This is a genomic window from Cellulomonas jepli (genome assembly GCF_047229345.1).
Classification (GTDB): domain Bacteria; phylum Actinomycetota; class Actinomycetes; order Actinomycetales; family Cellulomonadaceae; genus Cellulomonas_A.
This window is the reverse complement of record NZ_JBFTER010000015.1, coordinates 16,061-28,604: the sequence shown is the minus strand read 5'-3', so window position 1 is coordinate 28,604 and position 12,544 is coordinate 16,061. Positions and strand designations below refer to the sequence as shown.

The following is a 12,544-nucleotide window of genomic DNA, read 5'->3' as shown; positions in this document are numbered from 1 at the left end:
CACGGCACCGAGCAACGGCTCCCCGAGGCCCCGCCGTCAGAGTCCCGGAGCCGTCGGAGCAGGTTGGAGGCGATACGTGTGCGTGTACGCGTTGAGCGTCTCGCCGCGGTTGAAGGCCACGACGGTGAGCCCGAGCTCCTCGGCGAGCTCGACAGCGAGCGCTGAGGGCGCCGAGACCGCCGAGAGGACCGGGACACCGGCCATCGCGGCCTTCTGGACCAGCTCGAACGACGCCCGCCCCGACACCTGGAGGACGGCGCCGCGCAGGGGGAGCAGGCCGCCTCGGAGGGCCCACCCGATCACCTTGTCCACGGCGTTGTGCCGGCCGACGTCCTCCCGCACGCAGGCGAGCCGGGGTTCCGACCGGTCGGTGGGGCCACCGACCGGGACGAACAACGCCGCAGCGTGCACCCCACCGGTCCGGCCGAACACCGCCTGCTGCGCCCGCAGCCGCTCCGGGAGGGCCAGGAGATGGTCCAGCCGCACGGTGGCCCCGTCGCCGGGCACGTCGAACGCGCTCACCTTGCGCACGGCCTCGATCGAGGCGGTGCCGCACACGCCGCAGCTGCTCGACGTGTACACGTGCCGCTGCAGCGAGGTGTCGGGGAGGTCGACGCCGGCGGCGAGGCGCACGTCCACGACGTTGTAGTCCCGTTCGCCCGTGGCACCGATGCCTCCGCGGTGGCTGATCGTCGCGATGTCCCTCTCGGAGCGGACCACCCCCTCGGAGACGAGGAAGCCGGCGACGAGGTCGACGTCGTTGCCGGGCGTGCGCATCGTGATCGTGAACGGGGTGCCGTGGATGCGGACCTCGAGCGGCTCCTCACCTGCGAGCTCGTCCGCACGCTCGCGCACCAGCCCCGAGGCCGTCATCCGCTGCACCCGCCACCGCTTGGTCAGCCGCATGGCCACACCCTCTCGCGCGTCGGCCCGACGCGCAGGCCTGGCACCGGACTCCCCAGCCCCGGTCGTAGCATGACGAGATGGCAACGACGCCCTCGGACGACATCGACCAGCCGGCGGTGAAGGTGAGCCCGCCCAAGCGCACGGCCGCGGGGCTGCCCGGCGTGACGACGGCCATGCGGCACGCCGTCCGGGAGATGGGCCCGGTGCGCTCCGCCAGCGGTCTGCTGAGGATGAACCAGCCCGGCGGCTTCGACTGCATGAGCTGTGCCTGGCCCGACCCGAACGCCCCGGACCGCAGCCACGCCGAGTTCTGCGAGAACGGCGCCAAGGCCCTCGCCTCCGAGGCGACCCGCAAGCGCGTCCGGCCCGAGCTCTTCGCCGAGCACTCGATCGACGACCTCGCTGCCCGCGACGACTACTGGCTCAACCGGCAGGGACGCCTGACGACTCCCATGATCCGTGAGGACGGGGCGAGCCACTACAGCCCGATCTCGTGGGAGGCGGCGTTCGAGCGCATCGCCCGCGAGCTGCACGGGCTCGACAGCCCCGACCAGGCTGCCTTCTACACGTCCGGCCGCACGTCGAACGAGGCCGCCTTCCTCTACCAGCTCATGGTGCGAGGACTGGGGACGAACAACCTGCCGGACTGCTCCAACATGTGCCACGAGTCGTCCGGCGAGGCGCTCGGCACGACGATCGGCATCGGCAAGGGGTCCGTGACGCTGCACGACGTCGAGACCGCCAAGCTCATCATCATCGCGGGGCAGAACCCCGGCACCAACCACCCGCGGATGCTCACCTCGCTCGAGAAGGCCAAGCAGCAGGGAGCCGTGATCGTGGCGGTGAACCCGCTGCCCGAGGCGGGACTCACCCGCTACCGCAACCCGCAGACGGTGCACGGCATGGTCGGACGCGGGACGCGCATCGCCGACGTCCACCTGCAGGTCCGCCTCGGCGGCGACCTCGGCGTCTTCCAAGGGCTGGGAAAGCTTCTCCTGGAGGCCGAGGAGGCCGGGCGGCGGACCATCGGGATGACCAGCGTGCTCGACCATGCCTTCCTCGAGCGGCACACCGCCGGCCTTGAGGAGTACCTCGACGGGGTGCGGGCCACCCCGTGGAGCGACATCGAGGAGGCGACGGGACTCACCGAGACCGCCCTCCGCGAGGTGGGTGAGCTGCTGCTCGACTCGGACCGCACAGTCGTCGCGTGGGCCATGGGTCTGACCCAGCACAAGCACGCCGTCGCGACGATCAAGGAGATCGTCAACCTCGTCCTGCTGCAGGGGAACCTCGGGAAGCCCGGGGCGGGGCTGCTGCCCGTGCGCGGGCACTCCAACGTCCAGGGCGACCGGACGATGGGCATCTTCGAGAAGATGCCGCAGCCGTTCCTCGACCGGCTGGAGGCGGAGTTCTCGTTCGCGAGCCCCCGCGAGGCGGGACATGACACCGTCAACACCATCCGTGCCATGAGGGACGGACGGGTGCGCTTCTTCATGGGGATGGGCGGCAACTTCCTCAAGGCCGCGCCGGACACGGCCGTGACCGAGGCGGCGCTGCGCTCCTGCGCCATGACCGTGCAGGTCAGCACCAAGCTCAACCACTCCCATCTCGCGCCGGGGCGCACCGCGATCATCCTGCCGACCCTCGGACGCTCGGACCTCGACGCGCAGCGGACCGGCCGGCAGCGGGTCACGGTCGAGGACTCCATGTCGATGGTCCACGCCTCGTCGGGGCACCTCCCGCCTCCCGCGCCGGATCTGCTCTCCGAGATCGCGATCGTGTGCCGGCTCGCCCGGGCGGTCTTCCACGACGAGCAGGGCCGGGCACGCCCCGGCAGCCCGCAGGCGGACTGGCAGGCGATGGAGGACGACTACCGGGTGATCCGCCGGCACATCGAGGCCGTCGTGCCCGGGTTCGTCGACTACGAGCGGCGGATCGACGCGCCCGGGGGCTTCCGGCTGCCGCACGGGCCGCACGACGTCCGGACCTTCGAGACGACCAGCACCAAGGCGCACTTCACCCGGACCCCGCTGTGGTGGCCGACCGTGCCGCCCGGTCGTCTGCTCCTGCAGACCATGCGGTCGCACGACCAGTACAACACCACGGTCTACGGCCCGGACGACCGCTACCGCGGCATCTCCGGCGGGCGCCGTGTCGTCATGGTCAACGCGGGGGACCTCCTCGAGCTCGGGTTCGCCGACGGCGACGTGGTGGACCTCGTCTCCGAGTTCACCGACGGGGTGGAGCGGCGGGCCGAGGGCTTCCGCGTCGTCGCGTACGACACCGCGAAGGGGTGTGCGGCGTCGTACTTCCCCGAGACCAACGTGCTGGTCCCGCTCGACTCCACCGCCGACGACTCCAACACCCCCACGAGCAAGAGCATCGTCATCCGGCTGGAACGCGCGGCGGCGTGACGGCGTGACGGACAGCGAGCCCGGACCCGCGCGTGGCCCGGGCTCGCTGCGTGGGCGTCACGCCGCGCCGAGGTACCCGTTCGGGTCGAGCACGTACTTCTGAGCCGCACCCGCGTCGAACTCGGCGTAGCCCTGCGGGGCCGTCTCGAGCGTGATCGGCGTGGCGTTGACGTTCTTCGCGATGCTCACCCGGTCGTGCAGGATCGCGTTCATCAGGTCACGGTTGTACTTCATCACCGGGCACTGGCCGGTGGTGAAGGACAGCGACTTGGCCCAGCCCGTCCCCAGGCTGAGGGAGAGCGAACCCTTCTGCGCAGCCTCGTCGATACCACCCGGGTCGCCTGTCACGTACAGGCCGGGGATGCCGAGCGCCCCGCCCGCCTTGGTGATGTCCATGAGTGAGTTGAGCACCGTGGCGGGTGCCTCGTGGCTCGCGTCCTGGCCGTGACCGCGGGCCTCGAAGCCGACGGCGTCCACACCGCAGTCCACCTCGGGCACACCGAGGATCTGCTCGATCTGCTCCGCGGGGTCACCCTTCGAGACGTCGATCGTCTCGCAGCCGAAGCTCCGTGCCTGAGCGAGCCGGTCCTCGACCATGTCGCCGACGATGACGACCGCCGCACCCAGCAGCTGGGCACCGGTGGCGGCCGCGAGGCCGACCGGTCCGGCCCCGGCCACGTAGACGGTCGCGCCGACCCCCACGCCAGCGGTGACCGCACCGTGGAAGCCCGTGGGGAAGATGTCCGACAGCATGGCCAGGTCGAGGATCTTCTCCATCGCCCGGTCCTTGTCGGGGAACGTCAGCAGGTTCCAGTCCGCGTAGGGCACGAGCACGTACTCGGCCTGACCCCCCACCCACCCACCCATGTCCACGTAGCCGTAGGCGCTGCCCGGGCGGTCGGGGTTGACGTTGAGACAGATGCCCGTCTTGCGCTCCTTGCAGTTGCGACAGCGTCCGCACGCGATGTTGAAGGGCACCGACACGAGGTCGCCCACCTTGACGAACTCCACGTCGCGGCCCACCTCGACCACCTCACCGGTGATCTCGTGGCCGAGGACGAGGTTCGCCGGCGCGGTGGTACGACCGCGGACCATGTGCTGGTCCGAGCCGCAGATGTTGGTGGCGACCGTCTTCAGGATCGCGCCGTGGTGCACCTCGCGCCCGACGTTGGCGGGGTTCACGCCGGGTCCGTCCTTCAGCTCGAACGTCGGGTAGTCGATGTCGATGACCTCGACCTTGCCCGGGCCCTTGTACGCGACAGCTCTGTTTCCTGACACGTCGATCCTCCTCGACCGAGTCGGCCGTCCGCTCGGGTTGCGGGACGACCCACGTCCTCTCACCATCTCGCCACTCGTGTCGTCTGGCGAGGGTCGCGGCTGCACCTGTGCTGTTCGTGCGGTTCGCCGTCGTGACCGAGGACACGGCGTGCTCTCGTGACTCATCGGCACGCCGTGGCGCGTCGCCACCGGACCGCGTCGGCCGCACGACCGACGCGGGTCCTGTCGGTCAGGCGCGGCGCTCGCGTGCGGTGACGCGCAGGCCCGACGCGCGCAGCCGCCGGACGAGGTCGCGGGCGTCGACGGGCTCGGCGCCGAGCCGGACGAGCTCGTCGTGGCGCTCGTCGGGGACGTCGTAGTGGTCGCGGTCGAACGCGCGGCGGGGGATGCCGGCGCGCTCGGCGAACGCGTGGAGCTCGTCGAGCGAGACGTCGCTCACGAGGTGCGACCAGAGACGGCCGTGCTGCGGCCACAGGGGCGGGTCGAGGAGCACGGTCACGCGTCCGAGCCTACGTCGGCGCCTCGGACGTCGAGGCCGCGCGGGGCGCAGCAGCCGCTCGGTGGAGTAGCGCGGCGCGAGCCCTCTCCTGGGCCCTTCGTCCCGACGGGACGGCCCCGACGTACGCACGAGCCACTCAACCGGGCAGAGCCAAGCCGAAACGGAGTGGATCGGATGTTGACTTCGGGCTCAAACGGAACTAGACAAGCCCTTACACAGATGGATCCGGCGGAAACGGACCATCGCACACCGCTGTGAGGGGCACTCGTGTACGCGACGGAGCGTCAGCAGGAGATCCTGGCCTGGGCACGCCGTGACGGCCGGGCGGAGGTCAAGGACCTCGCGGACGCGCTGGACGTCACGCCGGAGACGGTGCGCCGCGACCTGACCGCGCTCGAGCGGCGCGGCCTCCTGCGCCGGGTGCACGGCGGGGCCATCCCGGTCGAGCGGCTGGGCATCGAGCCCGCCGTCGCGGACCGCGAGTCCCGCATGGCCGGCCAGAAGGAGCGCATCGCCAAGGCCGCGCTCGACGAGCTGCCGGACGGCGGCTCGATCATCCTCGACGCCGGCACCACGACCATCCGCCTCGCCGAGATGCTGCCCGCCGAGCGGGAGCTCACCGTCGTCACGCACAGCCTGCCCGTCGCGATGCTGCTCGCGGCCCGCCCCCACATCACGCTGCACCTGCTCGGTGGCACGGTCCGCGGGCGCACCCTCGCCGCCGTCGGCCCCTGGGCCGAGAGCGCGATGGCCGACGTCTACGCGGACGTCGCGTTCCTCGGCACCAACGGCATCACGACGGAGCGCGGCCTCACGACCCCCGACCTCGTCGAGGCCCGGGTCAAGCGCGCCCTCGTCGCTGCCGCGCGCCGCACCGTCGTCCTCACCGACCACACCAAGTTCGGCCGCGTCGACTTCGCGCAGGTCGCGCCGCTGTCCGCCGTCGACACCCTCATCACCGACTCCCAGCTCGAGCCCGACCTCGCCGAGGAGATCGAGGCCGCCGGACCCCGGGTGGTGCGCGCATGAGCGCCGCCGCCGGTCCGTCGGCGCCCCCGGCGACCGACCCCACCACGACGTCCGCGGACGTCACACGAAGGAGAACGATGAACGTCTTCCGCTTCTACGCCCCCGGCGACGTCCGCCTCGAGGACGCGCCGGAGCCGCAGGTCGGTCCCGGCGAGGTCAAGCTCCGCGTACGCGCCTGCTCGATGTGCGGCACGGACGTCAAGATCTCGACCGCCGGCCACCAGCGCATCGTGCCGCCGCGCATCATGGGCCACGAGATCGCGGGCGAGGTCGTCGAGGTCGGCGACGGCGTCGAGGGCTGGGCCCCGGGGGACCGCGTCCAGGTCATCGCCGCGATCCCGTGCGGCCGCTGCGACTTCTGCGCCGCGGGCGCCGAGACGATCTGCCCCAACCAGGTCTCGATGGGCTACGACTTCGAGGGCGGCTTCGCCCCGTACACGATCGTCCCCAAGGAGGTCCTCGCGGTCGACGGCCTCAACCGGATCCCCGAGAACGTCTCGTTCGCGGAGGCCAGCGTCGCGGAGCCGTTCGCGTGCGCGATCAACGCCCAGGAGATCGTGGACGTGCACGAGGGTGACGACGTCGTCGTCGTCGGCTCGGGCCCGATCGGCTGCCTGCACGTGCGCCTGGCCCGTGCCCGCGGCGCCAAGCGGGTCGTGCTCGTCGAGCTGAGCCGGTCGCGGCTCGACCTCGCGTCGGCCGTCGTCCAGCCCGACCTGGCCGTGTGCTCGGCAGAGGAGGACCCGGTCGAGGCCGTGAAGGCGTTCTTCGACGGCAAGGGCGCGACGGTCGTCATCACCGCCGCCGCGTCGGGCGCCGCGCAGGAGCAGGGGCTGCTCATGCTCGCGCCGCAGGGTCGCATCAGCTTCTTCGGCGGGCTGCCCAAGGACAAGCCGACGATCACGCTCGACTCGAACCTCGTGCACTACAAGGAGCTCACGATCGTGGGCGCCAACGGGTCGAGCCCGGCGCACAACCGCCAGGCGCTCGCCTACATCGCCGACGGCAGCGTGCCCGTCGCGGATCTCATCACCCACCGCCTGCCGCTCGACCAGATCGTCGAGGGCATCGAGATCGTGCGGTCGGGCGCTGGCATCAAGGTCACGGTCGAGCCGTGACGCACGACGCCGGCCACCACCCTCCGGCCGGCGACCAGTGAGGTCCCGGCCCGCCACGCGGCGGGCCGGGCGCAGGGGCGAGACAAGGTCAACGACGATCAGCGCCGCCCCGGGCACCGACGCCCGGACGCGCACCATCACGATGGGAGTGTGAGCCCGTGTCCGCTACGACGGCACCGGCCGCCGGCACCGCCACCCGGGGCAAGGCCATCCAGGTCAAGCTCCAGAAGTTCGGCGCCTTCGCCAGCAGCATGATCATGCCCAACCTCCCGGCCTTCCTGGCCTGGGGACTGATCACCACCCTGTTCATCGCCGTGGGCTGGTGGCCCAACGGGATCCTCGGTGGGTTCGGCAACGCCGACGTCATGAGCTGGCAGGGCGCCGCCACCGCGCTCGCCCAGGCCGAGGACGGCACCACGTTCCGCCAGTACGTGGGACTCGTCGGGCCGATGATCACCTACCTCCTGCCGCTGCTCATCGCGAACGCCGGCGGCCGGGTGGTCTACGGCGAGCGCGGCGCCGTCGTGGCGTCGATCGTCGCGATCGGCATGATCACGGGCAGCACCATCCCGATGTTCCTGGGCGCGATGATCGTCGGCCCGCTCTCGGCGTGGGTCATGAAGAAGATCGACTCCCTCTGGGAGGGCAAGATCCGGGCCGGCTTCGAGATGCTCGTCAACATGTTCGCCGCGGGCATCGCCGGCGCGGCCATGGCGGTCGTCGCGTTCTTCGGGTTCGCGCCGCTCATCACGCGAGTCTCCGAGTGGCTGGGGGACGGTGTGGGCTGGCTCGCCGACAACGGCCTGCTGCCCGTCATGAGCATCATCGTCGAGCCGGCCAAGGTGCTCTTCCTCAACAACGCCATCGGCAACGGCGCGCTCGTGCCGCTCGGGGCGCAGGAGGTCGCGGAGACCGGGAAGTCGCTGCTGTTCCTCGTCGAGGCCAACCCCGGCCCCGGGCTCGGGATCCTCATGGCGTACACGTTCTTCGGGCTCGGCATGGCGAGGAGCAGCGCGCCGGGTGCCGCCATCATCCAGTTCTTCGGCGGCATCCACGAGGTCTACTTCCCGTTCGTCCTCATGAAGCCGGCGCTCATCATCGCCGCGATCGCCGGCGGTGCGACCGGTGTCGCCACGAACGCCGCGTTCGGCAGCGGTCTGCGCGGGCCGGCCGCCCCGGGGTCGATCTTCGCCGTGTACGCGACGACCGCCCGCGGCTCGTTCCTCGGCGTGACGCTGTCGGTCGTCCTGTCGTTCGTCGTCACGTTCCTCATCGCCGCGATCATCCTGCGGGCCTCGCGCAAGCGGGACCTGGCGAGCGGCGGCGGGGACCTGCAGGCCGCGATCGCGCAGACCGAGGCCAACAAGGGGAAGTCGAGCTCGGCGCTCGAGGCGCTCGAGGTGCTCGCCGGCGGCGACGGTGCCACCGCGACCGGCGCGGCGCGGCCCGTCCGCTCCATCGTGTTCGCGTGCGACGCGGGCATGGGCTCGTCCGCGATGGGAGCGAGCATCCTGCGGGACAAGCTCAAGAAGGCCGGCCGCACCGACGTCACCGTGGTGAACCGCGCGGTCGCGAAGCTCGACGACTCCGCCGACCTCGTGATCACGCACCGTGAGCTCACCGACCGGGCCCGGGGCCACGCGCCGACCGCGCGCCACCTCTCGGTCGAGAACTTCCTCTCGAGCCCCGTGTACGACGACATCGTGCGCGAGCTCTCCACCGACAGCGAAGGGGCGACGGCATGACCGAGATCCTCGCGCCCGGGGACGTCGTCCTCGCGGCCTCCGCCGCCGGCAAGGCCGACGCCGTCCGGGAGGCGGGCGCGGTGCTCGTCCGGGCCGGTGCCGTCGAGCCGGCGTACGTCGACGCGATGCTCGAGCGCGAGCGGTCCATGTCCACGTACATGGGCAACTTCCTCGCCATCCCCCACGGCACCGAGGAGGCGAAGAGCACCATCACGCGCTCGGCGCTGTGCCTCGTGCGCTACGACGAGCCGGTCGAGTGGGACGGCGAACCCGTCCGCGTCGTCGTCGGCATCGCCGGGGTCGGGGACGAGCACCTGGAGATCCTGTCGAGGATCGCGCTCGTCTTCGCCGACACGGAGCAGGTCCAGCGCGTGCTCGACGCGCCGACCGCGGCCGATCTGTACGCCGTCCTCCAGCAGGTGAACGAGGAGTGAGGGCGCGGCCCTCGGTGGTGCGCACGACGCCACCGAGGGCCGTCGCCCCGACCCGCCGCACCCGGACAGCAACCAGGAGACACCGATGATCGTCACGGTCACCCCCAACCCCAGCGTCGATCGTGCGCTGGACCTGGACCACCTCGCGGTGGGCGAGGTCAACCGGGCGCACGAGACTCACGTGCACGCGGGCGGCAAGGGCATCAACGTGTCGCGGGCGCTCGTGGCTCACGGGTACCCGACCCGGGCGGTCCTCCCGGCCGGCGGCCCCGACGGCGAGCTCCTGGTCCGGCTGCTCGAGGAGCAGGGCGTGCCCGCGCACGCCGTGCCGGTGACCGGGGAGACCCGGTCGAACATCACGCTCGTCGAGCGCACGGGCGTCACGACCAAGGTCAACGCCCCCGGGCCGGCGCTCGGACACGACGACGTCACGGCGCTGCTCGACGCGGTCGAGGCCGAGGTCTCCGCCGGTGCGCGGCTCGTCGTGGGCGCCGGGAGCCTGCCCGCCGGCGCGGGGGCGGACTTCTTCGTCCGGCTCGCGGCCCTCGCCGGGCGGCACGGCGTCCCGTGCGCGCTCGACACGTCGGGGGAGCCGCTCGTCGCCGCCGTCGGGTCGGGCGGGCTCGACGTCGTCAAGCCCAACGACGAGGAGCTCGGCGCGCTCGTGGGGCAGGAGATGGTGGTGGTCGGCGACGTGGTCGACGCCGCCCGGTCCGTCGTCGGGCGGGGCACGCGGCAGGTGCTCGTGAGCCTCGGGGCGCACGGGGCGCTGCTCGTCGACGCGACGTCCGTCTGGTGGGCCGGCGGTGCGCCGCTCGTGCCCGCCTCGACGGTCGGGGCCGGCGACGCGACCCTCGCGGGCTTCCTCGCGGCGGTCGACGAGGAGCCCGCGACCCGGCTCGCGACCGCCGTCGCCTGGGGGCGCGCCGCCGTCCTGCTCCCGGGCACCGCCGTGCCCACGCCCGCCGACGTGCGCCTCCACGAGGTCCGCGTCGTCGAGTCTCCCCACCCGGACGTCGCGCTCAAGGAGCTGTGACACCCGCGTCCTGTCCGCCGCACCCGCCCGCCGTACCCCGGGTGCCGCACCCCGCCCGCCGCACCCCGCTCGCCCTACCCCGCCCGCCGCACCGTCGCGGCGGCACCCAGAGAGGAACTCCCGATGTCCCAGCGCACCGTCACCATCGGATCGAAGGTCGGCCTGCATGCGCGGCCCGCGAAGCTCTTCACGACCGCCGCCGCCGCGACGGGCACCAAGGTGCTCATCGCCAAGAACGGCGGCACGCCGGTCGACGCGTCGAGCATCCTGCGCGTCATGACCCTCGGCGCCAAGTTCGGCGAGGAGGTCACGCTGACCGCCGAGGGCGAGGGCGCCGACGCGGCGCTCGACGGGCTCGCGGAGATGCTCGCCTCCGACCTGGACGCGGTGGCGGAGTGACCACGCTGCGGGGAGCCGGCGTCGGCCGCGGCGCGGTGGTCGGCCCGGTCGCGCGCGCCCACGCCGCGCCGGTGGTGGACGCGTCGGCCCCGGCCGAGGAGGACCGTGCGGCCGCGACGGCGTCGGTCGTCGCGGCGTTCGCGTCCGTCGCCGACACGCTCGAGGCCCGCGCCGAGCGGTCGAGCGGGACGGTCGCGAACGTCCTCACCGCGACGGCCGCGATGGCGCGCGACACCGAGCTCACCGACCAGGTCGCCGTCCGGATCGACGCCGGGCAGTCCGCGCCGTTCGCCGTGGACCGGGCCGTCGCCGAGTTCGTCGACCTGTTCACGCAGGCCGGCGGCTACCTCGCCGAGCGCGTCACGGACCTGCTCAGCGTGCGCGACCGCGTCGTCGCGCTGCTCACCGGTCAGCCGGAGCCGGGCGTGCCGGCGCTCACCGAGCCCGCGGTCGTCGTCGCCGACGACCTCTCGCCCGCCGACACCGCCGCCCTCGAGCTCGACAAGGTGCTCGCGATCGTCATCGAGCGCGGCGGCCCGACCGGGCACACCGCGATCATCGCCGGGCAGCTCGGGATCCCGTGCGTCGTGCGGGTCGTCGGCGCCTCCGCGCTGACCGACGGCACGGTCGTCGCCGTCGACGCCGCGGCCGGCACGATCGTCGTCGACCCCGACGACGAGGTCCGCGCCCGGGTCGAGGTGCGCCGGCGCGGCCTCGCGACCCTCGCCGAGACGACCGACGCCGGCCGCACCTCCGACGGCCACGGCGTCGCGCTCCTCGCCAACATCGGCACCGCGGAGGACGCCGAGCGGCTGACCGGCGCAGCCGTCGAGGGCGTCGGGCTGTTCCGCACCGAGGTCCTCTACCTGGGCCGGACCACCGCGCCCACCGAGGACGAGCAGGCCGAGCAGTACGCCCGGGCGCTGCGAGGGCTCGAGGGCCGCAAGGTCGTCATCCGCACGCTCGACGCGGGCGCCGACAAGCCGCTCGCGTTCGTCACCCGCGACGGCGAGGAGAACCCGGCGCTCGGTGTCCGCGGCTTCCGCCTCGTGCGGGCCGCCGAGGACCTGCTGCTCACCCAGCTCCGGGCCGTCGCGCGCGCGGCCGAGAGCACCGGCGGCGAGCCGTGGGTCATGGCGCCCATGGTCGCGACCGTCGAGGAGGCAGCCCAGTTCGCGGCGCTCGCGCGGGACGCCGGGGTCCGCACCGTCGGGGTCATGGTCGAGGTGCCGTCCGCGGCGCTGCGGGCCGCCGACCTGCTCGCCGAGGTCGACTTCATCTCGATCGGCACCAACGACCTCGCGCAGTACACGATGGCGACCGACCGGCTCCTCGGTGAGCTCGTCGACCTGCTCGACCCGTGGCAGCCCGCGGTGCTCGACCTCGTGGCGACCGCCGCCGCGGCAGGCACCTCCGCCGGGAAGCCCGTGGGCGTCTGCGGCGAATCGGCGGCCGACCCGCTCATGGCGCTGGTCCTCACCGGCATGGGCGTCACGAGCCTGTCGATGTCGCCCGCCGCCGTCCCCGGGGTTCGCTTCGCCCTCAGCCGGCACTCGCTCGACGCCTGCCGCGCTCTGGCGAAGGTGGCCCGGGCGGCTCGCACCGCAGCCGACGCACGGGCCGCGTGCCTCGCGGAGGTGGACCCGGAGGTGCGGGAGATCCTGGCGCTCTGAGGTCTGGCGCCCA

Annotated in this window: 11 protein-coding genes; 8 read left to right on the top strand and 3 right to left on the bottom strand. The window is 72.8% G+C overall.

Annotation, left to right across the window (positions count from 1 at the left end; genetic code table 11):
• Window positions 1-36: 36 nt before the first annotated feature.
• Complete coding sequence (gene fdhD, locus AB6N24_RS05670) at window positions 37-906, bottom strand: formate dehydrogenase accessory sulfurtransferase FdhD (RefSeq protein WP_412868449.1); 870 nt, start codon at window positions 904-906, stop codon at window positions 37-39.
• 77 nt (window positions 907-983) lie between these two features.
• Here fdhD and AB6N24_RS05665 point away from each other — a divergent pair, with 77 nt between their 5' ends.
• On the top strand, window positions 984-3,320 hold the full coding sequence (locus AB6N24_RS05665) for an FdhF/YdeP family oxidoreductase (RefSeq protein WP_412868448.1): 2,337 nt from the start codon (window positions 984-986) through the stop codon (window positions 3,318-3,320).
• 57 nt (window positions 3,321-3,377) lie between these two features.
• On the opposite strand, the gene fdhA is transcribed toward AB6N24_RS05665, so the two are convergent.
• Complete coding sequence (gene fdhA, locus AB6N24_RS05660) at window positions 3,378-4,598, bottom strand: formaldehyde dehydrogenase, glutathione-independent (RefSeq protein WP_412868447.1); 1,221 nt, start codon at window positions 4,596-4,598, stop codon at window positions 3,378-3,380.
• Between the two features lie 229 nt (window positions 4,599-4,827).
• Complete coding sequence (locus AB6N24_RS05655) at window positions 4,828-5,097, bottom strand: DUF4031 domain-containing protein (RefSeq protein ID WP_412868446.1); 270 nt, start codon at window positions 5,095-5,097, stop codon at window positions 4,828-4,830.
• A 267-nt stretch (window positions 5,098-5,364) separates the two neighbouring features.
• Between AB6N24_RS05655 and AB6N24_RS05650 the strand changes: the two genes are divergently transcribed.
• From AB6N24_RS05650 to ptsP, 7 genes are all read left to right on the top strand, one after another.
• Window positions 5,365-6,126 (top strand): DeoR/GlpR family DNA-binding transcription regulator, encoded by a 762-nt coding sequence (locus AB6N24_RS05650; RefSeq protein WP_412868445.1) that lies wholly within the window; start codon window positions 5,365-5,367, stop codon window positions 6,124-6,126.
• Window positions 6,123-7,244 (top strand): zinc-dependent dehydrogenase, encoded by a 1,122-nt coding sequence (locus AB6N24_RS05645; RefSeq protein WP_412868444.1) that lies wholly within the window; start codon window positions 6,123-6,125, stop codon window positions 7,242-7,244. The genes AB6N24_RS05650 and AB6N24_RS05645 overlap by 4 nt, the downstream gene beginning before the upstream one ends.
• 251 nt (window positions 7,245-7,495) lie before the next feature.
• On the top strand, window positions 7,496-8,989 hold the full coding sequence (locus AB6N24_RS05640) for a PTS mannitol transporter subunit IIBC (protein WP_412868481.1): 1,494 nt from the start codon (window positions 7,496-7,498) through the stop codon (window positions 8,987-8,989).
• Complete coding sequence (locus AB6N24_RS05635) at window positions 8,986-9,423, top strand: PTS mannitol transporter subunit IIA (RefSeq protein ID WP_412868443.1); 438 nt, start codon at window positions 8,986-8,988, stop codon at window positions 9,421-9,423. Before AB6N24_RS05640 ends, AB6N24_RS05635 begins: the two co-directional genes overlap by 4 nt.
• A gap of 85 nt (window positions 9,424-9,508) precedes the next feature.
• Entirely contained in the window at window positions 9,509-10,459 is a 951-nt protein-coding gene (pfkB, locus tag AB6N24_RS05630) for a 1-phosphofructokinase (protein WP_412868442.1), read from the top strand.
• 123 nt (window positions 10,460-10,582) lie between these two features.
• Window positions 10,583-10,858, top strand: coding sequence for an HPr family phosphocarrier protein (locus tag AB6N24_RS05625; RefSeq protein ID WP_412868441.1), 276 nt, complete (start codon window positions 10,583-10,585; stop codon window positions 10,856-10,858).
• Window positions 10,855-12,531 carry a phosphoenolpyruvate--protein phosphotransferase gene (gene ptsP / locus AB6N24_RS05620; protein ID WP_412868440.1) on the top strand — a complete coding sequence of 559 codons (1,677 nt, stop codon included), beginning with the start codon at window positions 10,855-10,857 and terminating at the stop codon, window positions 12,529-12,531. Before AB6N24_RS05625 ends, ptsP begins: the two co-directional genes overlap by 4 nt.
• Window positions 12,532-12,544 lie beyond the last annotated feature (13 nt).